Origin of the sequence: Streptomyces uncialis, assembly GCF_001905345.1 — a bacterium.
In the GTDB taxonomy this organism is placed as follows: Bacteria; Actinomycetota; Actinomycetes; order Streptomycetales; family Streptomycetaceae; genus Streptomyces; species Streptomyces uncialis.
The window spans coordinates 147,845-174,603 of record NZ_LFBV01000006.1 but is presented as its reverse complement, the minus strand read 5'-3'; the positions used below and the strand labels follow the sequence as shown (position 1 = coordinate 174,603).

23 protein-coding genes and 1 tRNA gene are annotated in these 26,759 nt (G+C 71.1%); 20 read left to right on the top strand and 4 right to left on the bottom strand.

All coding sequences use genetic code 11. From position 1 onward, the window contains the following. Positions 1-44: 44 nt before the first annotated feature. Positions 45-497, top strand: coding sequence for an SRPBCC family protein (locus tag AB852_RS23315; RefSeq protein WP_073792102.1), 453 nt, complete (start codon positions 45-47; stop codon positions 495-497). Between the two features lie 73 nt (positions 498-570). Beyond that, positions 571-642: transfer RNA gene (locus AB852_RS23310), tRNA-Val, on the top strand. A 79-nt stretch (positions 643-721) separates the two neighbouring features. Here AB852_RS23310 and AB852_RS23305 read toward each other — a convergent pair. Next, the gene (locus tag AB852_RS23305) at positions 722-1,447 is read right to left on the bottom strand and encodes a 3'-5' exonuclease (RefSeq protein ID WP_073792381.1); all 726 of its coding nucleotides are present in this window, start codon (positions 1,445-1,447) and stop codon (positions 722-724) included. A 407-nt stretch (positions 1,448-1,854) separates the two neighbouring features. Here AB852_RS23305 and thrS point away from each other — a divergent pair, with 407 nt between their 5' ends. Further along, the gene (gene thrS, locus AB852_RS23300) at positions 1,855-3,831 is read left to right on the top strand and encodes a threonine--tRNA ligase (RefSeq protein WP_073792099.1); all 1,977 of its coding nucleotides are present in this window, start codon (positions 1,855-1,857) and stop codon (positions 3,829-3,831) included. A gap of 49 nt (positions 3,832-3,880) precedes the next feature. After that, the gene (locus tag AB852_RS23295; protein WP_073792097.1) at positions 3,881-4,441 is read left to right on the top strand and encodes an HIT family protein; all 561 of its coding nucleotides are present in this window, start codon (positions 3,881-3,883) and stop codon (positions 4,439-4,441) included. Positions 4,442-5,130: 689 nt separating this feature from the next. Here AB852_RS23295 and AB852_RS23290 read toward each other — a convergent pair. Beyond that, positions 5,131-6,792: a hypothetical protein gene (locus AB852_RS23290; RefSeq protein WP_073792094.1), complete on the bottom strand. Its 1,662-nt coding sequence runs from the start codon at positions 6,790-6,792 to the stop codon at positions 5,131-5,133. A 453-nt stretch (positions 6,793-7,245) separates the two neighbouring features. Between AB852_RS23290 and pgsA the strand changes: the two genes are divergently transcribed. From pgsA to AB852_RS23210, 16 genes are all read left to right on the top strand, one after another. Continuing rightward, positions 7,246-7,989, top strand: a complete 744-nt coding sequence (gene pgsA, locus AB852_RS23285) for a phosphatidylinositol phosphate synthase (RefSeq protein WP_073792092.1) — start codon at positions 7,246-7,248, stop codon at positions 7,987-7,989. Further along, positions 7,986-8,906, top strand: a complete 921-nt coding sequence (locus AB852_RS23280) for a phosphatidylinositol mannoside acyltransferase (protein ID WP_073792089.1) — start codon at positions 7,986-7,988, stop codon at positions 8,904-8,906. Before pgsA ends, AB852_RS23280 begins: the two co-directional genes overlap by 4 nt. Beyond that, positions 8,903-10,063, top strand: coding sequence for a glycosyltransferase family 4 protein (locus tag AB852_RS23275; protein WP_073792086.1), 1,161 nt, complete (start codon positions 8,903-8,905; stop codon positions 10,061-10,063). The genes AB852_RS23280 and AB852_RS23275 overlap by 4 nt, the downstream gene beginning before the upstream one ends. A gap of 583 nt (positions 10,064-10,646) precedes the next feature. Further along, positions 10,647-11,192 carry a hypothetical protein gene (locus AB852_RS23270; protein WP_073792083.1) on the top strand — a complete coding sequence of 182 codons (546 nt, stop codon included), beginning with the start codon at positions 10,647-10,649 and terminating at the stop codon, positions 11,190-11,192. A 189-nt stretch (positions 11,193-11,381) separates the two neighbouring features. Next, a complete protein-coding gene (pdxS, locus tag AB852_RS23265; RefSeq protein ID WP_405646384.1) occupies positions 11,382-12,311 on the top strand; it encodes a pyridoxal 5'-phosphate synthase lyase subunit PdxS in 930 nt (309 codons plus the stop codon). 49 nt (positions 12,312-12,360) lie between these two features. Next, positions 12,361-13,008, top strand: a complete 648-nt coding sequence (pdxT, locus tag AB852_RS23260; RefSeq protein ID WP_073792078.1) for a pyridoxal 5'-phosphate synthase glutaminase subunit PdxT — start codon at positions 12,361-12,363, stop codon at positions 13,006-13,008. A 115-nt stretch (positions 13,009-13,123) separates the two neighbouring features. Further along, positions 13,124-13,876 carry a YebC/PmpR family DNA-binding transcriptional regulator gene (locus AB852_RS23255; RefSeq protein WP_073792075.1) on the top strand — a complete coding sequence of 251 codons (753 nt, stop codon included), beginning with the start codon at positions 13,124-13,126 and terminating at the stop codon, positions 13,874-13,876. A 127-nt stretch (positions 13,877-14,003) separates the two neighbouring features. Continuing rightward, the gene (ruvC, locus tag AB852_RS23250) at positions 14,004-14,549 is read left to right on the top strand and encodes a crossover junction endodeoxyribonuclease RuvC (RefSeq protein ID WP_073792073.1); all 546 of its coding nucleotides are present in this window, start codon (positions 14,004-14,006) and stop codon (positions 14,547-14,549) included. Next, a complete protein-coding gene (gene ruvA, locus AB852_RS23245; protein ID WP_073792070.1) occupies positions 14,546-15,151 on the top strand; it encodes a Holliday junction branch migration protein RuvA in 606 nt (201 codons plus the stop codon). The genes ruvC and ruvA overlap by 4 nt, the downstream gene beginning before the upstream one ends. A 52-nt stretch (positions 15,152-15,203) precedes the next feature. After that, positions 15,204-16,295, top strand: coding sequence for a Holliday junction branch migration DNA helicase RuvB (gene ruvB / locus AB852_RS23240; RefSeq protein WP_073792067.1), 1,092 nt, complete (start codon positions 15,204-15,206; stop codon positions 16,293-16,295). A 169-nt stretch (positions 16,296-16,464) separates the two neighbouring features. Beyond that, complete coding sequence (gene yajC / locus AB852_RS23235; RefSeq protein WP_073792064.1) at positions 16,465-16,968, top strand: preprotein translocase subunit YajC; 504 nt, start codon at positions 16,465-16,467, stop codon at positions 16,966-16,968. A 141-nt stretch (positions 16,969-17,109) separates the two neighbouring features. Continuing rightward, positions 17,110-18,921: a protein translocase subunit SecD gene (gene secD, locus AB852_RS23230; protein WP_073792061.1), complete on the top strand. Its 1,812-nt coding sequence runs from the start codon at positions 17,110-17,112 to the stop codon at positions 18,919-18,921. A gap of 1 nt (position 18,922) precedes the next feature. Next, positions 18,923-20,044: a protein translocase subunit SecF gene (secF, locus tag AB852_RS23225; protein WP_073792058.1), complete on the top strand. Its 1,122-nt coding sequence runs from the start codon at positions 18,923-18,925 to the stop codon at positions 20,042-20,044. Then, complete coding sequence (locus AB852_RS23220) at positions 20,041-20,580, top strand: adenine phosphoribosyltransferase (protein ID WP_073792055.1); 540 nt, start codon at positions 20,041-20,043, stop codon at positions 20,578-20,580. The genes secF and AB852_RS23220 overlap by 4 nt, the downstream gene beginning before the upstream one ends. 337 nt (positions 20,581-20,917) lie before the next feature. Further along, complete coding sequence (locus AB852_RS23215; RefSeq protein ID WP_073792052.1) at positions 20,918-21,358, top strand: hypothetical protein; 441 nt, start codon at positions 20,918-20,920, stop codon at positions 21,356-21,358. 406 nt (positions 21,359-21,764) lie between these two features. Beyond that, entirely contained in the window at positions 21,765-24,344 is a 2,580-nt protein-coding gene (locus tag AB852_RS23210) for a RelA/SpoT family protein (RefSeq protein WP_073792049.1), read from the top strand. A gap of 78 nt (positions 24,345-24,422) precedes the next feature. Here AB852_RS23210 and AB852_RS23205 read toward each other — a convergent pair whose 3' ends face one another. Together AB852_RS23205 and AB852_RS23200 are read right to left on the bottom strand one after the other, a co-directional pair. Beyond that, a complete protein-coding gene (locus tag AB852_RS23205; RefSeq protein WP_073792046.1) occupies positions 24,423-25,652 on the bottom strand; it encodes a DUF349 domain-containing protein in 1,230 nt (409 codons plus the stop codon). A 134-nt stretch (positions 25,653-25,786) separates the two neighbouring features. Further along, entirely contained in the window at positions 25,787-26,620 is an 834-nt protein-coding gene (locus AB852_RS23200) for a peptidylprolyl isomerase (protein WP_073792043.1), read from the bottom strand. Positions 26,621-26,759: the final 139 nt, after the last annotated feature.

The window sequence follows — 26,759 nt, the reverse complement described above, 5'->3', positions numbered from 1 at the left end:
GCCGGACAGGTACGGGGAGGGGTCCGGCCAGGCAGACTCCCCGTATGGACTGGTGCCGATACCGCTTCCTCAGCCGCTGGGACCTGCCCGCGCCCCCCGACGCCGTGTTCGCGGTACTGGAACGCGCCGAGGACTACCCCCGCTGGTGGCCGCAGGTCCGCTCGGTGACGGGCAGCGGTACGTCCGGCGCGGGCGGTACGGGACGGTTCCGCTCGTTCCTGCCCTACGAACTGGTGGTCACCGCCACGGAGACCCGGCGGGACCGTGCGGCCGGTGTCCTGGAGATCGCCATGAGCGGGGATCTCGACGGCTGGGCCCGCTGGACCCTGCGGCCCGGCGGAGCGGGCACGATCGCGCGCTACGAGCAGGAGGTCGAGGTACGCAAACCCCTGATGCGCGGGCTCGCGGTGCCCGGACGGCCCCTGTTCCTCCTCAATCACGCGTGGATGATGCGCGGCGGACGGCGCGGCCTCACCGCGCTGCTGCGCTCGCCCTGACCGAACCGGTCACCGCCCCGGCCGACCGGTTTGAACGAGGAGCGCGGAGACCTGTATTGTTCAGCTCGTTCCCGGGCGATTAGCTCAGTGGGAGAGCGCTTCGTTCACACCGAAGAGGTCACTGGTTCGAACCCAGTATCGCCCACCCGGAGACAACCGGTCCGTCAGCAGACGGGCCGGTTCTTCTGTGTCCGCACACCCCCGCCACATCCACGGCACCCCGCTCAGACCGCCGCCCGCAGTCCGGTGCGCAGCGGCCACGCGGGGTCCACCGCCTCCTCGCTCCCGGTACGGGCGAACCACGCCTGGAGTCCGCGCGCCTGCGTCGCGTGCCACACCGCCTGCAAGGTGTGCAGCTCCGCGGGGGACAACCGGCCCAGCCGGGACGCGAACCGGCGCCCCACCGCCCGGACCACCTCCGTCGCCGCCAGCGCGTCCGCCGCCGCGTCATGGGCGCCCGTCAGCTCCACCCCGTACAGCGCGCACAGATCCGTCAGGGTCCGGCGGCCCTTGCGGTATCGGTCGAAGTGCTTGTCCAGGACCCGGGGGTCGAGGACCTGCAAGGGGCTCGTCTCGACATAGCGCCCCAGGCTGCTGGCCCGGTGACGGCGCAACTCCCGGTCCAGCAGGGTCAGGTCGAACGGCGCGTTCATCACCACCAGCGGGCGGCCCGCCGCGCTGTGCCCGCTCAGCTCCCGCGCTATCTCCTCCATCACCGGGGCCGGCCACCGCCCGGTCCGCCCCACCTGCTCGTCCGTCAGACCGTGCACCGCCGTCGCCTGCTCGGGGATCGGCACCCCGGGATTCACCAGCCAGCGCCGGACCCGGGGACGGCCGCCCGGCGCGTCCTGGCAGATCACGGCCGCCGACACGATCCGGTCGGACTCGACGTCCACACCCGTGGTCTCCGTGTCGAAGGCCACCAACGGACCCTCGTACCAAAGCGTCAAGGCCACCCAACCCCTCCCGCGCCTCCAGCAGTTGCCCCAGTGCCGCTGCTGCTGGCGTGATACCCGGGCCGTCCACGCGATACGCCGAACCGGACCGCGGGACACGGGCGTTCACACCCCGGCCATGAGCGCCCGGGGCGGGGAAGAGGAACGACCGGGCGACCGCGCGCGACCCCCGCCGCCGCACCCGGCACCCACGGGGCCCCGCCGGGGGAGACGGAGCCCTCGCGCCGCGCCCCACTGACGCTCCGCCCCCACCCGCCGAACACCCTCCGTACCGCGACCGTCACCCGGGGCCGCCCACGCTCCGGACCGCCGTTTCGCGGTGGACGCCCCCCGCTCGGTACGATCCGGGGGAGCGCGTACCCGCATGCGGTACCGCCCCCACCTTCAGGCAGGAGAGTCCGGTGTCAGACGTCCGTGTGGTCATCCAACGCGATTCCGAGCGGGAAGAACGCGTGGTGACCACGGGCACTACGGCCGCCGACCTCTTCCCCGGGGAGCGCTCCGTCGTCGCCGCCCGGGTGGACGGCGAGCTGAAGGACCTGGCGTACGAGCTGCGCGAGGGGGAGAGCGTCGAGGCCGTCGACATCTCCTCCGAGGACGGCCTGAACATCCTGCGCCACTCCACCGCCCACGTCATGGCCCAGGCCGTGCAGGAACTCTTCCCCGACGCCAAGCTCGGCATCGGCCCGCCGGTCAAGGACGGCTTCTACTACGACTTCGACGTCGAGAAGCCGTTCACGCCCGAGGACCTCAAGGCCGTCGAGAAGAAGATGCAGGAGATCCAGAAGCGCGGCCAGCGGTTCTCCCGCCGCGTCGTCAGCGACGACGACGCCCGCGAGGAGCTCGCGGACGAGCCGTACAAGCTGGAACTGATCGGCATCAAGGGCTCCGCCTCGCACGACGACGGCGCGGACGTCGAGGTCGGCGCCGGCGAGCTGACCATCTACGACAACCTGGACGCGAAGACCGGCGAGCTGTGCTGGAAGGACCTCTGCCGGGGTCCGCACCTGCCCACCACCCGGAACATCCCCGCGTTCAAGCTGATGCGCAACGCCGCCGCGTACTGGCGCGGCAGCGAGAAGAACCCGATGCTCCAGCGCATCTACGGCACCGCCTGGCCCTCCAAGGACCAGCTGAAGGCCCACCTCGAATTCCTCGCCGAGGCCGAGAAGCGCGACCACCGCAAGCTCGGCAACGAGCTGGACCTCTTCTCCATCCCCGACCAGATCGGCTCCGGCCTCGCCGTCTTCCACCCCAAGGGCGGCATCATCCGCCGGGTCATGGAGGACTACTCCCGGCGCCGCCACGAGGAGGAGGGGTACGAGTTCGTCTACACCCCGCACGCCACCAAGGGGAAGCTCTTCGAGACCTCCGGGCACCTCGACTGGTACGCCGACGGCATGTACCCGCCCATGCAGCTCGACGAGGGCGTGGACTACTACCTCAAGCCCATGAACTGCCCGATGCACAACCTGATCTTCGACGCGCGCGGCCGGTCCTACCGTGAACTGCCGCTGCGCCTGTTCGAGTTCGGCACCGTGTACCGGTACGAGAAGTCCGGCGTCGTGCACGGGCTGACCCGGGCCCGCGGCTTCACCCAGGACGACGCGCACATCTACTGCACCAAGGAGCAGATGGCGGACGAGCTCGACTCGACGCTGACCTTCGTGCTGAACCTGCTGCGCGACTACGGACTCACCGACTTCTATCTGGAGCTCTCCACCAAGGACCCGGAGAAGTTCGTCGGCTCCGACGAGATCTGGGAGGAGGCCACGGCGACGCTGCGCGAGGTCGCCGAGAAGCAGGGCCTCCCGCTGGTCCCCGACCCGGGCGGCGCCGCCTTCTACGGGCCGAAGATCTCCGTCCAGGCCAAGGACGCCATCGGCCGCACCTGGCAGATGTCGACCGTCCAGCTCGACTTCAACCTGCCCGAGCGGTTCGACCTGGAGTACACCGGCCCCGACGGCTCCAAGCAGCGCCCGGTCATGATCCACCGTGCGCTGTTCGGGTCCATCGAGCGCTTCTTCGCGGTCCTCCTGGAGCACTACGCGGGCGCCTTCCCCGCCTGGCTCGCACCCGTCCAGGCGGTCGGCATCCCCATCGGCGACGGGCACGTGCCCTATCTGGAGGACTTCGCGAAGCAGGCCCGCAAGCAGGGGCTGCGCGTCGAGGTCGACTCCTCCTCCGACCGGATGCAGAAGAAGATCCGCAACGCGCAGAAGCAGAAGGTGCCGTTCATGGTCATCGCGGGCGACGAGGACATGACGAACGGCGCCGTGTCCTTCCGCTACCGCGACGGCTCCCAGGAGAACGGCATCCCCGTCGGGGACGCCCTCGCGAAGATCGCCCAGGTCGTCGCGGAGCGCACCCAGATCTGACGGGCCCCGCGCCCACGGCCCCCGGGCGGCTCGTCCGCCCGGGGGTCCTATGCTGCTTGGCATGACTTCGCGTGAGCCGGAACAGCAGATCGGAGTGGGTGTCCCGGACGCTTTCCAGCGACTGTGGACGCCCCATCGGATGGCGTACATCCAAGGGGAGAACAAGCCGACCGGCCCCGGGGTCGACGACGGCTGTCCGTTCTGCGCGATTCCCGCCAAGTCGGACGAGGACGGGCTGATCATCGCCCGCGGCGAGCGGGTGTACGCCGTGCTGAACCTGTACCCGTACACCGGCGGCCACGCCATGGCCGTGCCCTACCGGCACGTCGCCGACTACACCGAGCTCGACGAGGCCGAGACGCTGGAGCTCGCGGACTTCACCAAGCGGTTGATGACCGCGTTGCGGAGCGCGTCCGGGGCCCACGGTTTCAACATCGGGATGAACCAGGGGACGGTCGCGGGGGCGGGGATCGCGGCGCATCTCCATCAGCATGTGGTCCCCCGCTGGGGTGGTGACACCAACTTCATGCCGGTCGTCGGCCACACGAAGGTGCTGCCGCAGCTGCTGGCGGACACCCGGGCGATGCTCGCAGACTCCTGGCCGAAGTAACCCCTCCGCCCCGTCCCCACAGGCCCCCGCAGTCCGCGGCCTCGCGCAGTTCCCCGCGCCCCCAGGTCTCTCCGTCCCCAGGTCTCCGCGAGGGTGCGGGCGGCCCGTGGGTGCGCAGTTCCCCGCGCCCCTGAGGTCGCGCCTCTTGCGGTTCCCGTTCGGCTGCGGGTGGCCCGTGGTTGCTCGCGCAGTTCCCCGCGCCCCTGGATGCTGCCCCCTTACGGCCGCTCTTCGGGTGCGGGTCGGCCCTCGTCCTTCGCGCAGTTCCCCGCGCCCCTTCGGGGGCGCCTCAGCCTCCTGAGGTTGTTTTTCACCCTCCTCCTCGCGCAGTCGCAGGACTCACGGGAGGGGGTGGGCGGGAATCTCTGCCCGCAGACTCCGATGCTCTTCAGTAGCTCCGCTGGACGTCGTACCGAGCGCGTTGGAGCGAGGACGGAGAATCCCGACCGGCACCGACCCGAAGAACCGGCCGGGGGCGCCCCAAAGGGGCGCGGGGAACTGCGCAAAAACGACGAGCGACAGCACAGGTACGAAGTGCGCCCAGCCGGACAGACCCAAAGGGGCGCGGGGAACTGCGCACCCACCGAGCGACGGCACAGGTACGAAGTGCGCCCAGCCGGACAGACCCAAGGGGGCGCGGGCCACCAAGGACCCGCACCGACCGCCCCGCTCACCCCCGCCGGACGGCGTCACGCATCGTAGACATCCGCCTTCCGAGGCGCCGGGTCCTGCACCGCGCCCGACAGGAACGACGACCGCGCACCGAACTTGTCGGTGTCGACCCCGTTCTCCTTGAGCACCTTGAGCGCCGCCGAGTGCACCACACGCAGCACCGGCGTCGCCGCCCGCAACGCGTCGTCCGCCATGAACCGGTGCCGCCACGGCTGCGAGGCCCACGCGTGCCGCAGCCCGAACGGCTCCGGCAGGACCAGCTTGCCGCCCAGCCAGTCCAGCAGCGGCGGGTACCAGGTGAACGGCGCCCGCGCGGCCAGCCGCACCACCTCGTCCGGCTCGATCAGCGGCAGCGACACCGTCCTGGTCTCCCAGAACCTGATCGCCTTGGCGACCGACTTCGTCTTCGGCGACGACGACGTGGTGAACAACCCGTGCACCGGACCCAGCGCGTGCCCCGTCACCTCGATCCGCAGCGTCTCGTGCAGCACCGTCACGGTGATCATCATCGTGATCACCAGCTGACCGTCCCACAACGTGAACTGGACGCCCAGATAGTGGCGGTCACCGCTGCCGAACTGCTGCTCGTTGCAGATCCGCTGTATCTCGTGCGGCTTGAGCTGGTAAGCCTCGACATCCGTACCGCTGGGGCGGGAGACCGACTTGGCGCCCTCCCCGACCGGGGTGACGATCCAGTGCCGTATCGACGGCGTCGGGAACCCGCCCGTGTGCAGCGGCCCGCGCGTCAGCATCCGCAGCTGGTCGTGGATGGACCGGATCACGTCCCAGCTGCGGAACGGATTGATCTCCTTGCCCTCCTCGCGGGGGATCAGATCCTCCGCGAGCTGCCAGCTGCCCCAGCGGGTGCCCATCCCGAGGATGCCCTTGGGGCCCGCGTAGAACACGGAGTTCGACTGCTGCTCCGCGCCGAGCCGGGCCAGCCCCTGGCGCAGCGCCTCCGCGGCCGTCTCGTTGGGGGAGGTCGGCACCGACTCGGGGATCTTCGCCCCGACCCCGCCGCCCGACAGCAGCCCGTCCCAGCGCGAGCGCAGATCCACCGCGGTCTGCTCACAGATCCGCTTCGCCCACAGCCAGCCGATCACCGGCGCGACGATCGCGGCCCGCGCGTACCAGGGCCAGAAGCCGTGCAGCGGCAGCCGCCACAGCATGATCACCGCGAGCACCCCCACCGCGAACAGCAGGGTCGTACCGAGCGCGGACATCCTCTTGTTGGTGGAACCGGAACTCCACCTGCGGAGCTGGAAGACCAGCAGCCAGCCGAGCAGCCCGGGCAGGAACACCACCCCGCACAGCGCCATGATCGCCGTGAGCCAGCTGTCGCGGTGCTTGCGGATACGGGTCGCCGCCAGACAGTGCTCGACGACCGCCTGCGGATCGATCCCGAACGACTGGATCAGCGGCGCCCGGCCGCCGCCCAGCATGCGCGTCTGGACGGCCCGCGAGAACGCCTCACCGAGGTTCGGCGTGAACAGGGACGCCCACTTGCGGCCCCCCGCGATCGTGGACTGGTACAGGTCGTTGTCCGCCTGCTTGATGTCCGCCAGGTCGCTGTCGCGGTACGCGGCCGACGCGAGTGCCGTGGTCGCCGCGGTCTGACCCGACGCACCCGAGAGCGGAACCTGCGCCCCCGGCCTGAAATCGAAACCCTCGTCCGCCACCGCAGAACCCCCTCGCCGCCGCGCCTTCGCTTCTGCGGCCCTTCCCGACTTGCCTGTCCCGCACACCTGTTGATCAGGTCTGCGACCGGATCGCACACTGGTACGCACCGTCGATCTGATCGGGACTCAGCGTATCCGGCGCCACCGTCATCCGTCAGCGGTCGGCGGAAGGCCGCCCGCCCGGGGGACGGCGCACGACCCGGCGCACCCGGCCCGCGACCGGCCCCGGCCCACCGCACCCGCACCCGTACCCGGTCCGCGACCTGCCGCGGCACCGTTCCGTGCCGGGCGTACGCCGGGCGCGGACCCGCGGGGTCGCCTACGAAGGGTCCGCCGCGGTCCGTGCCCGCGGTTCCTCCGGACGTTCACTCCCGTCACGGTGCGTCCATACGTCGTACACGCGCACAGGGGCACACGGTGCCCGGGGGGAGCAACCGCCCGCGCGTGGCTACGATGGGCCAGCCGGGGGCCAGCAAGGGCCACCCGGTCCTCCGACCCTCCGGGAAGGCCATGCTGAACAAGTACGCGCGTGCATTCTTCACGCGTGTCCTCACACCGTTCGCCGCGTTTCTGATCCGCCGCGGGGTGAGCCCTGACACGGTCACCCTCCTCGGAACCGCCGGAGTGGTGGTGGGCGCGCTGGTCTTCTTCCCCCGGGGCGAGTTCTTCTGGGGCACGATCGTCATCACGCTGTTTGTCTTCTCCGACCTCGTCGACGGGAACATGGCCCGCCAGCTCGGCCGCTCCAGCCGCTGGGGTGCCTTCCTCGACTCCACCCTCGACCGGGTCGCCGACAGCGCCATCTTCGGCGGCTTCGCCCTCTGGTACGCGGGCCAGGGCGACAACAACATCCTCTGCGCGGTCTCGATCTTCTGTCTGGCCAGCGGCCAGGTGGTGTCGTACACCAAGGCGCGGGGCGAGTCGATCGGGCTGCCCGTCGCCGTGAACGGCCTCGTGGAGCGCGCCGAACGCCTCGTCGTGTCCCTGGTCGCCGCCGGTCTCGCCGGGATGCACACCTTCGGCGTACCCGGTGTCGAGATCCTGCTGCCGATCGCGCTGTGGATCGTCGCCGTGGGCAGCCTCGTCACGCTCGTCCAGCGGGTCGTCACCGTCCGCAGGGAGGCCGCCGAGGCCGACGCCGAGCAGCCCCGGGTCCCCGGCGACCAGAAGCCGCAGGGCAGCGGAGCCGCCTCATGAGCACCGCCGGGCGCCTCACGGACACCCTGTACGGCGCCGGCTGGGCCACCGCCAAGAAGCTCCCCGAACCGGTCGCCGTCCGGCTCGGCCGCACCCTCGCGGACCTCGTCTGGAAACGCCGCGGCAAGGGCGTCCTGCGCCTGGAGGCGAACCTCGCGCGCGTGGTCCCGGACGCGGGACCCGAACGGCTCGCCGAACTGTCCCGCGCCGGGATGCGCTCCTATCTGCGCTACTGGATGGAGTCCTTCCGGCTGCCCGCGTGGAGCGAGCAGCGCATCCGCTCCGGGGTCGACGTCGCCGGTCTCCACCACCTCACCGACGGACTCGCCACCGGCCGCGGCGTCGTCCTGGCGCTGCCCCACCTCGCCAACTGGGACCTCGCCGGGGCCTGGGTCACCACCGAGCTGAAGACCCCGTTCACCACCGTCGCCGAACGCCTCAAGCCCGAGACCCTGTACGACCGCTTCGTCGCCTACCGCGAGAGCCTCGGCATGGAGGTCCTCCCGCACGAAGGCGGCGCCGCCTTCGGGACCCTCGCCCGGCGGCTGCGCGCGGGCGGCCTGGTGTGCCTGGTCGCGGACCGCGACCTGTCCGCGTCCGGGGTCGAGGTCCAGTTCTTCGGCGCCACCGCCCGGATGCCCGCCGGACCCGCGCTGCTCGCCCAGCAGACCGGCGCGCTGCTGCTCCCCGTCACCCTCTGGTACGACTCCTCGCCCGTGATGCGGGGCCGGGTCCACCCGCCCGTCGAGGTGCCCGGCTCAGGTGACCGGGCCGCGAGGACGTTCGTCATGACACAAGCACTCGCGGACGCCTTCGCGTCGGGGATCGCCGAGCACCCGGAGGACTGGCACATGCTGCAACGGCTGTGGCTCGACGACCTCGACCCCGCGCACCCGCGAAGCGGGGCCACCGCATGAGGATCGGCATCGTCTGCCCGTACTCCTGGGACGTGCCGGGCGGCGTCCAGTTCCATATCCGTGACCTCGCCGAGCATCTGATCCGGCTCGGCCACGAGGTCTCCGTCCTCGCCCCCTCCGACGACGACACCCCCCTGCCCCCGTACGTCGTCTCCGCCGGCCGCGCGGTCCCCGTCCCGTACAACGGCTCGGTCGCCCGGCTGAACTTCGGGTTCCTCTCCGCCGCGCGGGTCCGCCGCTGGCTGCACGACGGCACCTTCGACGTGATCCACATCCATGAGCCCGCCGCGCCCTCGCTCGCCCTGCTGACCTGCTGGGCCGCCCAGGGGCCGATCGTCGCCACCTTCCACACGTCCAACCCGCGGTCCCGCGCGATGATCGCCGCGTACTCGATCCTCCAGGCCGCGCTGGAGAAGATCAGCGCCCGGATCGCGGTCAGCGAGTACGCCCGCCGCACCCTGGTCGAGCACCTCGGCGGCGACGCCGTCGTCATCCCCAACGGCGTCGACGTCGACTTCTTCGCGCACGCCGAGCCACGCCCCGAGTGGCAGGGCGGCACCATCGGCTTCATCGGACGCATCGACGAGCCCCGCAAGGGCCTGCCCGTCCTGATGAAGGCCCTGCCCCGCATCCTCGCCGAACGCCCCGGCACCCGGCTCCTGGTCGCCGGCCGGGGCGACGCCGAGGAGGCCCTCGCACCGCTCCCCGCGGAGCTGCGGTCCCGGGTCGAGTTCCTCGGCATGATCAGCGACGAGGACAAGGCACGGCTGCTGCGCAGCGTCGATCTGTACGTGGCGCCCAACACCGGCGGCGAGAGCTTCGGGATCATCCTGGTCGAGGCCATGTCGGCGGGCGCGCCGGTGCTCGCCGCCGACCTCGACGCGTTCGCGCAGGTGCTGGACCAGGGTGCGGCGGGGGAGCTGTTCGCGAACGAGGACGCGGGGGCGCTGGCGGGTGCGGCGGTGCGGTTGCTCGGGGACGAGGAGCGGCGGGCCGAGCTGAGCCGGCACGGCAGCAAGCATGTCCGTCGGTTCGACTGGTCCACGGTCGGGGCGGACATCCTGTCCGTCTACGAGACGGTGACCGCGGGGGCGGCGGCCGTCGCGACGGATGAGCGGGCCAGCGGGCTGCGGGCCCGGTTCGGCATCGGAACATAATCCCTTCCCGGGGGGTGCGGGTACTCGCCGGTGGACGCCCCCCCGGGTCTCTTGTGCAGGGCGTACTTGTCCCTGTGCCGTCGCTCGTCGTTTTCGCGCAGTTCCCCGCGCCCCTTTGGGGCGCGTCCGGCTTGTTCTTCGGGTCGGTGCCGGTCGGGATTCTCCGTCCTCGATCCGACACGCTCGGTACGACGTACCCGTACCCGACTGAAGAGCATCGGAGTCTGCGAGCAGAGATTCCCGCCCACCCCCTCCCGCAGCTGCGCGACTGCGCGAGGAAGGGGGTGCCCCTTCAGGGGCGCGGGGAACTGCGCAAAAACGAGGGCAGACCCGCACCCGAAGAGCGACCGTAATGGGGCAGCATCCAGGGGCGCGGGGAACTGCGCAAAAGACGAGGGCCGACCCGCACCCGGAGAACAACCGATCGGGGCAGCATCCAGGGGCGCGGGGAACTGCGCACCCACGGACGACCCGCACTGGGACGAGTACGCCCAGCACAGGGAACCCCGGAGGCGCGAGCGAAGGCGACCCGCTCGGGTACGGGCGGGGGAACGGGTGGCGGACCGGCGGTTAGCCTTGCGGGGTGACCTCGACACTGATCTGGATCGCCACCGCACTCGTGGCGATCGCCCTCTACCTCAGCTGGACGGCGGGCCGCCTGGACCGCCTGCACACCCGTATCGAAGCCGCCCGGGCCGCCCTGGACGCCCAGCTCCTGCGCCGCGCCTCCGTCACCCAGGAGCTGGCCACCTCCGGGGTCCTCGACCCGGCCGCGTCGATCGTGCTGTACGAGGCCGCGCACGCCGCCCGCCAGGCGGAGGAGGACCAGCGCGAGGTCGCGGAGAGCGAACTGAGCCAGGCCCTGCGGGCCGTGTTCGGCGAGACCCAGCAGGTGGAGGCGGTCCGCGAGGTCCCGGGCGGCGAGGAGGCGGCCGAGGAACTGGCGCAGGCCGTCCGCCGGGTCCCCATGGCGCGCCGTTTCCACAACGACGCCGTCCGCGCGGCCCGCGCCCTGCGCCGGCACCGCAAGGTCCGCTGGTTCCGGCTGGCCGGCCACGCTCCGTTCCCGCTGGCCTTCGAGATGGACGACGAACCCCCGGTCGCCCTCGCCGACCGCCCCAACCGCTAGGTCCTGCCGACGCCGACCGGCAGGGCACGCGTGGCCACTCCGGGTACCCCTCGCACGGTCCACCGGGGCGCCGTTCGGGGGCCACCGGACCCCGCCGCGGGCGAAAACGATCCACGGGCTGTTCATTGGCCCTTGTCGGCCGCCGGACCGGAAGGGTTTCCTCGGTGGAGCACACACCTTCTTCACCGAGTGAGGTCACCCGTGTCCAGCACCCCTGCCAGCACCGACCAGACCGTCCCCGCCACGGGCACCGCGCGCGTCAAGCGCGGTATGGCGGAGCAGCTCAAGGGCGGCGTGATCATGGACGTCGTCACCCCCGAACAGGCGAAGATCGCCGAGGACGCGGGCGCGGTCGCCGTCATGGCCCTGGAGCGGGTCCCCGCCGACATCCGCAAGGACGGCGGGGTGGCCCGGATGTCCGACCCGGACATGATCGAGGGCATCATCGCGGCCGTCTCCATCCCCGTGATGGCGAAGTCCCGGATCGGCCACTTCGTGGAGGCCCAGGTGCTCCAGGCCCTCGGCGTCGACTACATCGACGAGTCCGAGGTGCTGACCCCCGCCGACGAGGTCAACCACTCCGACAAGTTCGCCTTCACCACCCCGTTCGTCTGCGGTGCGACCAACCTGGGCGAGGCGCTGCGCCGGATCGCCGAGGGCGCCGCCATGATCCGCTCCAAGGGCGAGGCCGGCACCGGCAACGTCGTCGAGGCGGTCCGGCATCTGCGGCAGATCAAGAACGAGATCGCCCGGCTGCGCGGCTACGACAACAACGAGCTGTACGCCGCCGCCAAGGATCTGCGCGCCCCCTACGAGCTGGTCAAGGAGGTCGCCGAGCTCGGCAAGCTGCCCGTGGTGCTGTTCTCCGCCGGTGGGGTCGCGACCCCCGCCGACGCCGCGCTGATGCGTCAGCTCGGGGCCGAGGGCGTCTTCGTCGGTTCCGGCATCTTCAAGTCCGGCGACCCGGCCAAGCGCGCCGCGGCGATCGTCCGCGCGACCACCTTCTTCGACGACCCGAAGGTCATCGCGGACGCCTCCCGTGATCTGGGCGAGGCCATGGTCGGCATCAACTGCGACACGCTGCCCGAGTCCGAGCGGTACGCCAACCGCGGCTGGTGAGCGTCCCCGTCCCGTCCCCACCGAGCAGCGAGGCACAGGTCAGCAGGGCATGACGAGCCCGTCCACGACGATCACGACGGCCCCGGGAGCGGCACCCGGGGCCGGGGCGCCGGTCATCGGCGTCCTCGCCCTCCAGGGCGACGTACGGGAGCATCTGACCGCCCTGGCCGCGGCGGGGGTGACGGCGAGGACGGTCCGCCGTCCGGAGGAACTGGCCGCGGTCGACGCCCTGGTCGTCCCGGGCGGCGAGTCCACCACCATCTCCAAGCTCGCGGTCCTCTTCGGGATGATGGAACCGCTGCGCGCGCGGGTGCGCGACGGGATGCCCGTGTACGGCACCTGCGCGGGCATGATCATGCTGGCAGGCAGGATCCTCGACCCGCGTTCGGGCCAGGAGACCTTCGGCGGTATCGACATGACCGTGCGCCGTAACGCCTTCGGGCGGCAGAACGAGTCGTTCGAGGCCGCGGTCGCCGTCAAGGGCGTGCCCGGGGAGCCCGTGGAGGGTGTCTTCATCCGCGCTCCCTGGGTGGAGTCCGTCGGGGCGGGCGCCGAGGTGCTGGCCGAGCACGGCGGGCACATCGTCGCCGTGCGCCAGGGCAACGTCCTGGCCACGTCGTTCCATCCGGAGCTGACGGGCGATCACCGGGTGCACGCCCTCTTCGTCGCGATGGCGACGGCCGCCGTCACCCGCTGACGGGCGCACCGGGGCACCCGACGCGGTGCGCCCGGTGCGCGAGATACGGGCGGCGCGATCCTTGTAGGATCGCTGGCGTTCGTACGGAGATGGGTTACGCGAAGGAGACAGGCAGATGTCCGGCCACTCTAAATGGGCCACGACGAAGCACAAGAAGGCCGTGATCGACGCCAAACGCGGCAAGCTCTTCGCGAAGCTGATCAAGAACGTCGAGGTCGCCGCCCGGATGGGCGGTGTCGACCTCGAAGGCAACCCGACGCTGTACGACGCCGTGCAGAAGGCCAAGAAGCAGTCGGTGCCCAACAAGAACATCGACTCCGCGATCAAGCGCGGTGGTGGCCTTGAGGCCGGTGGCGCCGACTACGAGACGATCATGTACGAGGGCTACGGCCCCAACGGTGTCGCGGTCCTCATCGAGTGCCTCACCGACAACCGCAACCGCGCCGCCTCGGACGTGCGCGTGGCGATGACCCGCAACGGCGGCTCCATGGCCGACCCGGGCTCGGTGTCGTACCTGTTCCACCGCAAGGGCGTCGTCCTGGTGCCCAAGGGCGAGCTCAGCGAGGACGATGTGCTCGGAGCCGTTCTCGACGCGGGCGCCGAGGAGGTCAACGACCTCGGTGAGTCCTTCGAGGTGCTCAGCGAGGCGTCCGACATGGTCGCGGTGCGCACCGCCCTCCAGGACGCGGGCATCGACTACGACTCCGCCGAGGCCAACTTCGTCCCGACCATGCAGGTCGAGCTGGACGAGGAGGGCGCGCGGAAGATCTTCAAGCTGATCGACGCCCTGGAGGACAGCGACGACGTGCAGAACGTCTTCGCCAACTTCGACGTCCCCGACGACGTGATGGAGAAGGTCGACGCCTGACGCGCCGGACCCACCCGCGGGACGGGCCGCCGGGGAGCCCTCCCCGCCGGCCCGTCCGTGCGTCGGCCCCGATTGTCGGTGGGAGCCGATAGCCTGCGTGAACAGGTGAGCGAAGGGAGCGGTCGGGGTGCGTGTACTGGGGGTGGACCCCGGGCTGACCCGCTGCGGGGTCGGGGTGGTCGAGGGCGTCGCGGGGCGGCAGCTCACCATGATCGGCGTCGGAGTGGTGCGGACGCCCGCCGACGCCGAGCTGGGGCAGCGGCTCGTCGCCATCGAGCGGGGCATCGAGCGCTGGCTGGACGAGCACGACCCGCAGTACGTCGCCGTGGAGCGCGTCTTCAGCCAGCACAACGTCACCACGGTGATGGGCACCGCCCAGGCCAGCGCCGTCGCGATGCTCTGCGCCGCCCGCCGCGGGCTGCCCGTCGCCCTGCACACCCCCAGCGAGGTCAAGGCCGCCGTCACCGGCAGCGGCCGGGCCGACAAGGCGCAGGTGGGCGCGATGGTCACCCGGCTGCTGCGGCTCGACGCCCCGCCCCGCCCCGCCGACGCGGCCGACGCCCTCGCCCTCGCCATCTGCCACATCTGGCGCGGCCCCGCGGTCAACCGCCTCCAGCAGGCGCACGACGAGGCCCGCCGTGCCCGCCCCCTCGCCCGGAAGGTCACCCGATGATCGCCTTCGTCAGCGGACCCGTCGCAGCCCTCGCCCCCGACGCGGCCGTGGTCGAGGTCGGCGGCCTCGGCATCGCCGTGCAGTGCGCGCCGAACACCCTCGCCACCCTCCGCGTCGGCACCCCCGCCCGTATCGCGACCTCGCTGGTCGTCCGCGAGGACTCGCTGACGCTGTACGGCTTCGCCGACGACGACGAGCGCCAGACGTTCGAGCTGCTCCAGACCGCGAGCGGCGTCGGCCCCCGGCTCGCCCAGGCCATGCTCGCCGTGCACAGCCCGGACACCCTGCGCAGGGCGGTCGCCACCGCCGACGAGAAGACGCTCGTCGCCGTGCCCGGTATCGGCAAGAAGGGCGCCCAGAAGCTGCTGCTGGAGCTGAAGGACCGCCTCGGCGCCCCCCGGGGCACCGCCCCGGTCGCCGCCGCCGCGGTCAGCGGCTGGCGCGACCAGCTCCACGCCGCCCTGATCGGCCTCGGCTACGCGGGCCGCGAGGCCGACGAGGCGGTCGCCGCCGTGACCCCGCAGGCCGAGGCCGCCGACGGCACCCCCCAGGTGGGCCCGCTCCTGAAGGCCGCGCTCCAGACCCTCAACCGGACCCGCTGAGCGCCCCCGCACCGCCGCCCCCCGCCCCACCGAACCGCGAGGCACACACCTGATGAACCGGGACGACACGACCGACGAGGCGCCCGACACCGAGGCCGACCGGCTCGTGGGCGCGTCCGCGGACCGTGAGGACCAGGCCGTGGAGGCCGCGCTGCGGCCCAAGGACCTGGACGAGTTCATCGGCCAGGAGAAGGTCCGCGAGCAGCTCGACCTCGTCCTGCGGGCGGCCCGCGCGCGCGGCGCCACCGCCGACCACGTCCTGCTCTCCGGCGCCCCCGGCCTCGGCAAGACCACCCTCTCCATGATCATCGCGGCCGAGATGGAGGCCCCGATCCGGATCACCAGCGGCCCCGCCATCCAGCACGCGGGCGACCTCGCCTCGATCCTCTCGTCCCTCCAGGAGGGCGAGGTCCTCTTCCTCGACGAGATCCACCGGATGTCGCGGCCCGCCGAGGAGATGCTCTACATGGCGATGGAGGACTTCCGGGTCGACGTGATCGTCGGCAAGGGCCCCGGCGCCACCGCGATCCCGCTGGAGCTGCCCCCCTTCACCCTGGTCGGCGCCACCACCCGCGCCGGGCTGCTGCCCCCGCCGCTGCGCGACCGCTTCGGGTTCACCGCGCACATGGAGTTCTACGAGCCCGCCGAGCTGGAGCGGGTCGTGCACCGCTCCGCCGGACTGCTCGACGTGGAGATCGACACCGCCGGAGCCGCCGAGATCGCCGGCCGCTCCCGCGGCACCCCCCGGATCGCCAACCGGCTGCTGCGCCGGGTGCGGGACTACGCCCAGGTCAAGGCCGACGGGGTGATCGACCGCGAGATCGCGCGGGCCGCCCTGCGGGTGTACGAGGTGGACGCGCGCGGACTCGACCGGCTGGACCGCGGTGTCCTGGAGGCCCTGCTGAAGCTCTTCGGCGGCGGCCCGGTCGGCCTGTCCACGCTGGCCGTGGCGGTGGGGGAGGAGCGGGAGACCGTCGAGGAGGTCGCGGAGCCGTTCCTGGTCCGGGAGGGACTGCTGGCGCGTACACCCCGTGGCCGGGTGGCCACGCCCGCCGCGTGGGCGCATCTGGGACTGACGGCTCCTGAGCGGGCCCCCGGCGGTTTCGCGGGCGGAATCGGACAACAGGACCTGTTCGGGGCGTGACGGCGCGCGCTCACCCCGGGCCGGGAACCCCGGTGCCATGCTGAGCGTTGTTCCATCAGCGCGGACTCGCTTAGACTCCGCCGATGCCCCCCTTATCGGGACGGCGATCACACACCCCCAACGATCAGGCCGCTCAGCAGCGGCGGTCCCTTGAAGGAAGTTCCGACCCGTGAGTCTCGTGACCCTCCTCCCGTTCATCGTGCTCATCGGGGCCATGTTCCTGATGACCCGGTCTGCGAAGAAGAAGCAGCAGCAGGCCGTCCAGATGCGGGACCAGATGCAGCCCGGATCAGGTGTCCGCACGATCGGTGGCCTGTACGCCACCGTCAAGGAGGTCAGTGACGACACGGTCCTCGTCGAGGCCGCCCCCGGCGTCCATCTGATCTTCGCCAAGAACGCCATCGGCGCCGTGCTGGACGACGACGAGTACAACCGTCTCGTCCACGGCACCGAGTTCTCCGACGACGACGCCGACGAGATCACCGGCTCCGCCGTCCCCGACGACGCCTCCTCCCTCACCGAGGCCGACGGCGCCGGTCCCCGGATCGACCTCGGCAAGTCCGACGCCGAGGCCAAGGACAAGCCGGACACCGAGGACACGCCGGCCGCCCAGGCCGAGCGGCCGGCCGACGCCGAGCCGAAGAAGACCGACGGCGAGTCGGACGCGAAGTAGTCACGCCCGGGAGTCCCGCCGAGACCGCTCACGAGCGGCGGCTCCCGGGTCGTGCTGGCTTCACGCCGCATCTCTCCACACCAGTGACCGGCCGTCGGCGCCCGACCCGCGTGGGACGGCTGGAGAGGGAGAAACGACAAGGTGGCAGCACCCAAGAAGGGCCGTAAGCCGAGCGCACAGGGCAGGCCGGGGCGCACGCTGGTCCTGACCCTGATCGCCATGGTGGCGCTCACCGGGGGAATGTTCCTTTCGGGGCACACTACTCCGCGGCTCGGGATCGACCTCGCCGGTGGTACGAGCATCACGCTCAAGGCGAAGAACGAACCCGGTCAGAAGAACGCGGTCAACAAGACCAACATGGAAACCGCCGTCGGCATCATCGAGCGGCGGGTGAACGGTCTCGGTGTCTCCGAGGCCGAGGTGCAGACCCAGGGCAACGACAACATCATCGTCAACATCCCCAAGGGGACCGACGAGGAGTCCGCCCGTGAGCAGGTCGGCACGACCGCGAAGCTGGCGTTCCGCCCGGTGCTCGCCGGGATGCCCGCGGTAGCGGGCGGCGAGGCCACCCCCAAGCCGTCGCCCAGCACCTCCGGTGAGAAGGCCGAGGGCGACAAGAAGGACAAGGGCGCCAAGGCCGAGCCGTCCGGCTCGACCTCCGCCGACCCCCCGGGTTCGCCGTCCCCGTCGGCCACCACCCAGGGCCGCGCGGTCACCAGTGGTCTCGCCGCCCAGGACGAGACCCCGGCCCCCAGCGGTTCCACGAACCCCGGTTCGTCCGCGCCCAGCGGCAGCCCCTCCGCCGTGGCCCCCGAGGCCCCCGCGGCGGCCCCCGGCATCCCCGCAGACCTCCAGAAGAAGCTCGAAGCGCTCGACTGCTCCACCGCCCCTGCCCGCGCCGACGCGGGCTCCAAGGCCGGCGTGGCGAAGAACGGCGAGAGCATCGTCTCCTGTGACCCGGAGTCCCAGTTCAAGTACGCGCTGGGGCCGGTCGCCGTCGAGGGCAAGCGGATCAAGGAAGCCAGCGCGGCCATCGACCCCCGGGGTGTCGAGGGCTGGATCGTGCAGATGACCTTCGACGGCAAGGGCGCCGACCAGTTCGGCGACATCACCGGTCAGCTCGCCGCCAAGCCCGCCCCGGAGAACCAGTTCGCGATCGTCCTCGACGGTGAGATCGTCTCCGCGCCGTCCGTGAGCACCGCGATCTCCGGTGGCAACGCCCAGATCTCCGGTGGCTTCAACCAGAAGTCCGCCGAGGCGCTCGGCAACATGCTCTCGTACGGCGCCCTGCCGCTCACGTTCGAGGAGCAGAGCGTCACCACCGTCACCGCCGCGCTCGGCGGGGAGCAGCTCGAAGCGGGTCTCATCGCCGGTGCCATCGGTCTGGCGCTCGTCGTGATCTACCTCGTCGTGTACTACCGCGGTCTGGCGCTGATCGCGATCGCCTCCCTGCTGCTGTCCGCGGCGCTGACCTATGTGCTGATGTCGCTGCTCGGCCCGGCCATCGGCTTCGCGCTGAACCTGCCGGCCGTCTGCGGCGCGATCGTCGCCATCGGTATCACCGCCGACTCGTTCATCGTGTTCTTCGAACGGGTACGGGACGAGGTCCGTGAGGGCCGCACGCTGCGTCCCGCCGTCCAGCGCGGCTGGCCCCGCGCCCGGCGCACCATCCTGGTCTCGGACTTCGTGTCCTTCCTCGCCGCCGCGGTGCTCTTCGTGGTCACGGTCGGCAAGGTCCAGGGCTTCGCGTTCACGCTGGGTCTGACCACCCTGCTGGACGTGTTCGTGGTGTTCTTCTTCACCAAGCCGCTGCTGACCCTGGCCGCCCGTTCCAAGTTCTTCTCGGACGGTCACCCCTGGTCCGGCTTCGACCCGAAGCGGCTCGGCGTCAAGCCCCCGGTCCGCCGCTCCCGTCGCCCCGTCGCCCCGCTGACCGACCCGAAGGAGGCGTGACATGTCGCGACTCGGCGAACTTGGCGCCAAGCTGTACCGCGGTGAGGTCGGCTACGACTTCGTCGGCAAGCGCACGTTCTGGTACGGCGTCTCGATACTGATCACCATCGCGGCGATCGTGGGCCTCGGGGTGCGCGGTCTCAACATGGGCATCGAGTTCCAGGGCGGCGCCGTCTTCACCACGCCGAAGACGAGCGTGTCCGCCGGCCAGGCGGAGAAGGTCGCCGAGGAGGCGGCCGGGCACGACGCGATCGTGCAGGAGCTCGGCACCGGTGGTCTGCGTATCCAGATCAGCAACGTCGACACCACCAAGGCCGACCAGATCCGTCCCATGCTCGCCAAGGAACTGAACGTCGACCCGAAGGTGATCAACGCCGAGCTCGTCGGTCCGAGCTGGGGCGAGCAGATCGCCAACAAGGCGTGGACCGGTCTCGCGGTGTTCATGATCCTGGTGGTGATCTATCTCGCCATCGCCTTCGAGTGGCGGATGGCGCTGGCCGCGCTGATCGCCCTGATCCACGACCTCACCATCACCGTGGGTGTCTACGCCCTCGTCGGCTTCGAGGTGACCCCGGGTACCGTCATCGGTCTGCTGACGATCCTCGGCTACTCGCTGTACGACACGGTGGTGGTCTTCGACTCGCTCAAGGAACAGTCGAAGGACCTCGCCAAACAGACCCAGTTCACCTACAGCGAGGTCGCCAACCGCTCCATCAACAGCACCCTGGTGCGGTCGATCAACACCACGGTCGTCGCGCTGCTGCCGGTCGCCGGTCTGCTGTTCATCGGTGGCGGTGTCCTGGGCGCGGGCATGCTCAACGACATCTCCCTGTCGCTGTTCGTCGGCCTCGCGGCCGGTGCCTACTCGTCGATCTTCATCGCCACGCCGCTCGTCGCCGACTTCAAGGAGCGCGAGCCGCAGATGAAGGCCCTCAAGAAGCGGGTCCTCGCCAAGCGCGCGCAGGCCGCCCGTGACGAGCGGGTCCCCGGTGAGCAGGGCGACGACGAGGGTGACCCGCAGGACGTCCTGCCGGGTGAGGCGCAGGCCGCCGTCGTCGGCCCGCGTACCCAGCCGCCGTCCCGTGGCCGTGGCCGCGGCCGTCCGTCGGGCAAGCGCCGATGACCGGGATCTCCGAGCTGCTGCTGAGCCGTATCCGCGATGTGCAGGACTATCCGGAGCCGGGCGTGGTGTTCAAGGACATCACCCCGCTGCTCGCGGACCCGGCCGCGTTCACGGCGCTGACGGACAGCCTGGCGGAGTTCACCGTCCGCCACGGGGCCACCAAGGTCGTGGGCCTGGAGGCCCGTGGCTTCATCCTGGGGGCCCCGGTGGCGGTCCGCGCGGGTGTCGGCTTCATCCCCGTCCGCAAGGCGGGGAAGCTGCCCGGTGCGACGCTCAGCCAGGCGTACGCCCTGGAGTACGGCACCGCGGAGATCGAGGTGCACGCCGAGGACCTCAGCCCGGGCGACCGGGTCATGGTCATCGACGACGTCCTCGCGACGGGCGGCACCGCCGAGGCGTCGCTGTCGCTGATCCGCCGGGCCGGCGCCCAGGTCGCGGGGGTCGCCGTCCTGATGGAGCTGGGCTTCCTGGACGGCCGGGCCCGGCTGGAGGCGGCGCTGGACGGCGCTCCGCTGGAGGCACTGATCAAGGTCTGACCGTACGAAGATTCACGAAGGCGCTCCGGGAAGGAATTCCCGGGGCGCCTTTTACGTGTCCGGTGAAGAGAGTTTTCCGGCCACTCCCAATGGCGGGGGAATAAACAGGCGGTGGTATTCGACTGGCGGATATCGACTCCCGTCATCTGGTGGACGACCCGTGGTGGGTTAAGAAAACATGCAGGTCAGAGCGGATGTCAGCCTGTAATGTTGAAACGGACAACGGAATTGGGAAGTGGCTCAAATGTTCCTCAAGTCGCTTGGTGGCCGAAGTGAATACCGGCCATGATCTGAGGCGACCCACCCCGCAAGGGGAATGAAAAAACGGAGGAACACGATGCAGCTTTCCCGAAAGCTCGCCACCGGCGCGCTGACCCTGGTCTCCGTGGCCACGATGTCGTCCCTGGCCTCTCCCGCCGGCGCGGCCCAGCCCGCGCCGAAGGCGGAGAAGCCGGTCGAGATCACCCTCACCGCCGTCCCCGACGTCGGCGCCCAGTGCGGCGGCGACTGGAAGCGCGCGGTCGGCGTCCCGCTCCGCTGGAAGAAGATCACCTCCAACTGCTCGACCTGGGGGAGCCCCAGCTACAAGGCCGCCTACCAGTGGAAGGCCGAGCGCGGCGCGCCCTGCATCAAGGTGAAGGGCTTCCAGAACGGCCGTGAGAAGTGGTTCAACGCCGGCTGCGGCCGCAGCGGCCAGATCCGCAATGTGCCGTGGGGCAACGTCGCCGCCAAGAAGGCGATCCAGGTGAAGGGCGCCTCGCTCTTCCGCTGGCGCTGATCACCCCGTCCGCCGGCCGCTGACCACGTGCCGACGGACGGACACCCACGGGGTACGACGGGGCACCGCTGATCCGCGGGCCTCGCACAGCACACATGGGACGGGCCCGGAGGAATTCCGGGCCCGTCCCTTGCGTTCCACCGCTCCCAGGCTGTCCGATGGACGGCACGGGTCACCCGACCCGCGACGGCCCACCGGCCGCGGTCCCGCCCGCGCACCACGCCCGCGAGCCCCCGGCACCGGGCCGGCACCGCCCCCGCCCCGGACACCCGGGCCCGGCGGCCCCGGTCCGGGGAGCCGCCCGGTCCCGGCCCCGAGGCGCACAAGGGGAGGACACGGCCCAGGGTCGATACCATGGGCCTTCCGGGGCCCGACCCAGGGACCCGGAAGCGCACGAGGAGCGCACTTGCCAGACGAGCCCCAGCCACTCGCCGCCACGCCCGACACGCAGGCCGACCGGGCGGCGGCCCCCGCGACCGCCCCCGTGGCCCACGCGCAGAGCGCGCCGCACGGGAAGCCCGCCGAGCACACGCGAAGCGCCGGCCAGGCGGCGGAGCCGTCACGCCCCAAGCCGCCCGAGCGCCCCGCCGCCGCGCCCGCTCCGGCCGCCGCGCCCGCGCCCGCTCCCGTGAAGCCCGCCCCGGCCCGCGGCGGCGCCGGTCAGTCCGTCGCGCGCTCCGCCTCGCCGAACCGTGTCCGGGCCCGGCTCGCCCGGCTCGGCGTCCAGCGTTCCAACCCGTACAACCCGGTCCTGGAGCCGTTGCTGCGGATAGTGCGCGGCAACGACCCCAAGATCGAGACGGCGACGCTCCGCCAGATCGAGCAGGCCTACCAGGTCGCCGAACGCTGGCACCGCGGCCAGAAGCGCAAGAGCGGCGACCCGTACATCACCCACCCGCTCGCGGTCACCACGATCCTCGCCGAGCTGGGCATGGACCCGGCGACGCTGATGGCGGGCCTGCTGCACGACACCGTCGAGGACACCGAGTACGGCCTGGACACCCTGCGCCGCGACTTCGGGGACACCGTCGCCCTCCTCGTGGACGGCGTCACCAAGCTGGACAAGGTCAAGTTCGGTGAGGCCGCGCAGGCGGAGACCGTGCGCAAGATGGTCGTCGCCATGGCCAAGGACCCGCGCGTCCTGGTCATCAAGCTCGCCGACCGGCTCCACAACATGCGCACCATGCGCTACCTCAAGCGGGAGAAGCAGGAGAAGAAGGCCCGCGAGACGCTGGAGATCTACGCCCCGCTCGCCCACCGGCTGGGCATGAACACCATCAAGTGGGAACTGGAGGACCTCGCCTTCGCGATCCTCTACCCCAAGATGTACGACGAGATCGTCCGGCTCGTCGCGGAGCGCGCCCCCAAGCGGGACGAATACCTCGCCATAGTGACCGACGAGGTCCAGGCCGATCTGCGCGCCGCCCGTATCAAGGCGACCGTCACGGGCCGCCCGAAGCACTACTACAGCGTCTACCAGAAGATGATCGTCCGCGGCCGGGACTTCGCGGAGATCTACGACCTGGTGGGCATCCGTGTCCTGGTGGACACCGTCCGCGACTGCTACGCGGCCCTGGGCACCGTCCACGCGCGCTGGAACCCGGTTCCGGGGCGCTTCAAGGACTACATCGCGATGCCCAAGTTCAACATGTACCAGTCGCTGCACACCACGGTGATCGGCCCCAACGGCAAGCCCGTCGAGCTCCAGATCCGTACGTTCGACATGCACCGCCGCGCCGAGTACGGCATCGCCGCGCACTGGAAGTACAAGCAGGAGGCCGTGGCGGGCGCGTCCAAGGTACGCACCGACGCGCCCCGCAGCCCCGCCGGCCGGTCGGGCAAGGACAGCGCCGCCGTCAACGACATGGCGTGGCTGCGCCAGCTCCTCGACTGGCAGAAGGAGACCGAGGACCCGGGCGAGTTCCTGGAGTCCCTGCGCTTCGACCTGTCCCGCAACGAGGTCTTCGTCTTCACCCCCAAGGGCGACGTCATAGCGCTGCCCGCGGGCGCCACCCCCGTCGACTTCGCGTACGCCGTGCACACCGAGGTCGGGCACCGCACCATAGGAGCCCGGGTCAACGGCCGTCTCGTGCCGCTCGAATCGACGCTCGACAACGGCGACCTGGTGGAGGTCTTCACCTCCAAGGCGACAGGCGCGGGACCCTCCCGCGACTGGCTCGGCTTCGTCAAGTCGCCACGGGCCCGCAACAAGATCCGTGCCTGGTTCTCCAAGGAACGCCGCGACGAGGCGATCGAACAGGGCAAGGACTCCATCGCCCGCGCGATGCGCAAGCAGAACCTGCCCATCCAGCGCATCCTCACCGGCGACTCCCTGGTCACCCTCGCGCACGAGATGCGCTACCCCGACATCTCGTCGCTGTACGCGGCGATCGGCGAGGGCCATGTCGCCGCGCAGAGCGTCGTCCAGAAGCTCGTCCAGGCCCTCGGCGGCGAGGAGGCCGCCAGCGAGGACATCGAGGACGTACCGCCCGCGCGCGGACGCTCCCGCAAGCGCCGCTCCAACGCCGACCCCGGGGTCGTCGTCAAGGGCGTCGACGACGTCTGGGTGAAGCTGGCCCGCTGCTGCACCCCCGTACCCGGCGACCCCATCATCGGGTTCGTCACCCGGGGCAGCGGTGTCTCCGTGCACCGCGCGGACTGCGTCAACGTCGAGTCGCTGTCCAAGCAGCCCGAACGCATGCTGGACGTCGAGTGGGCACCCACCCAGTCCTCGGTGTTCCTCGTCGCCATCCAGGTCGAGGCACTGGACCGGTCCCGGCTGCTCTCCGACGTCACCCGCATCCTGTCGGACCAGCACGTCAACATCCTGTCGGCGGCCGTCCAGACCTCCCGCGACCGGGTCGCCACCTCCCGGTTCACCTTCGAGATGGGCGACCCCAAGCACCTCGGACACGTCCTCAAGGCGGTCAGGGGAGTGGAAGGCGTCTACGACGTGTACCGCGTCACCTCGGCCCGCAGGCCCTGAACCGGACGCGCACAGGGGTGGGCCCCGGCACTTTCGGTGCCGGGGCCCACCCCTGTGCGGTTCCGTGCCGGAGGGAGATCAGCCCCCGAACTCCTGAAGGCCCTTGAGCGCCTGGTCGAGCAGCGCCTGCCGCCCCTCCAGCTCCCGCTCCAGCTTGTCCGCCTTGGCGTTGTTGCCCTGCGCGCGCGCCGCTTCGGCCTGCCCGCGCAGCTTGTCCACCGCGGCCTGGAGCTGACCGGTCAGACCCTCGGCACGCGCGCGTGCCTCCGGGTTGGTCCGGCGCCACTCGGTCTCCTCCGACTCCGCGAGGGCCCGCTCCACCGCCTGCATCCGGCCCTCGACGCGCGGCCGGGCGTCCCGGGGCACATGCCCGACGGCCTCCCAGCGCTCGTTGATCGACCGGAACGCGGCCCGCGCGGACTTCAGATCGCCCACCGGGACGAGCTTCTCGGCCTCCTCGACCAGCCCCTCCTTGACCTTCAGATTCTCCGACTGCTCCGCGTCACGCTCCGCGAACAGCGAACTGCGCGCCGCGAAGAACACGTCCTGCGCACCCCGGAAGCGGTTCCACAGATCGTCCTCGTGCTCCCGCTGGGCGCGGCCCGCGGCCTTCCAGTCGGCCATCAGATCGCGGTAGCGGGCCGCCGTCGGACCCCAGTCCGTGGAACCCGACAGCGCCTCGGCCTCCGAGACCAGCCGCTCCTTGGTCCTGCGGGCCTCCTCGCGCTGCGCGTCCAGGGACGCGAAGTGCGCCTTGCGCCGCTTGGAGAAGGCCGAGCGGGCGTGCGAGAAGCGGTGCCACAGCTCGTCGTCGGACTTGCGGTCCAGCCGCGGCAGACCCTTCCAGGTGTCCACCAGCGCCCGCAGCCGCTCACCGGCCGACCGCCACTGCTCGCTGGCCGCCAGCTCCTCCGCCTCGACGACCAGGGCCTCCTTGGCGTGCCGGGCCTCGTCGGACTGCTTCGCCTTCTGGACCCGGCGCTCCTCGCGGCGCGCCTCGACGCTCTCCACCAGCTTGTCGAGCCGTACGCGCAGCGCCTGGAGATCGCCCACCGCGTGGTGCGCGTCCACCTGCTCCCGGATATGACCGATCGCCGTCTGGGCGTCCTTGCTGGACAGATCGGTCGTCCTGACCCGGCGTTCGAGGAGGCCGATCTCCACGACCAGGCCCTCGTACTTGCGCTCGAAGTAGGCCAGAGCCTCCTCGGGGGAGCCTGCCTGCCAGGAACCGACGACCTGCTCACCGTCGGCCGTACGCACGTACACGGTCCCCGTCTCGTCGACGCGGCCCCACGGGTCGCTGCTCACAGCGCCTCCTCCACATGATGTCCGCGGGGGCCTGTCGGGCCCCCGGGCATCGTCCACAGTTTCGTCACGGCCAATCTAGGCGACCGGCGGGGCGGCTGTCCGCATCCCGCGCGACCGAAATTACGCGGTGGGGATCACGACTTCGTGACCGTCGCCTTGTCGATGACCACGGTCGCGTTGGGGGCCCCGTCACCCATCCCGGAGTTCTCCCCGGCCTTCGAGATCTTCGACAGGACCTTCATGCCCGACTCGGAGAGCGTCCCGAACGGCGTGTAGTGCGGAGGCAGCTGACTGTCCTGGTACACCACGAAGAACTGGCTGCCGCCGGAGTTCTTGCCCTCCTTGGTCTGGGCGTTGTACCGGTTCGCCATGGCGACCGTGCCCGCCGGGTAGACACCGCCCTTGAGCCGCTTGTCCTTGAGGTTCTCGTCCGGGATCGTGTAGCCCGGGGTGCCCTCGCCGGTGCCCTTGGGGTCGCCGCACTGGAGCACGTAGATGCCCGAGGTGGTGAGCCGGTGGCACTTGGTGTGGTCCAGATACCCCTTCCCGAGCAGGAAGTTGAAGGAGTTCACCGTCCGCGGCGCCGCCGCCGCGTCCAGCTCCACATCCACCGCGCCGCAGGTGGTGTCCAGCTTCATGGTGTACTTCGCCGACTTGTCGATCGACAGCGCCGGTTCCTTCTTGTACGTCTTCGTGGAGGGCTCGCCCGCCGCGGGCTTCTCGCACGGATCGGGCGCCTTCGACGGCGACGGGCTCGCCTGCGAACCCGCCGAGTCCTTCTCGCCGTCGCTCCCGTCGAACGCTCCCGCCGCGTACGACACCGCGCCCCCGGCGACCACCACGGCCAGTGCCGCCGCGATCACCGCGTTCCGGGTGCGTGCCCTGCGCCGGGTGCCCTCGCGCCGCTGCTGCTGCCGCAAGAACTTCTCCCGGGCGAGCTGCCGCCGCCGCTGCTCCTGGCTGACCACCGGGTTGTCTCCTCGTACGTCTCGAAAGCCTGACCGTCTGGGTGTGTCCCGTACCGTATATGGGTTCGCTGTGGAAACGGCACCGCCGGTAGGCTCGGGGGAGCCGCGTCCCGCGGGAGCCGGGACGCCGGACGCGTCT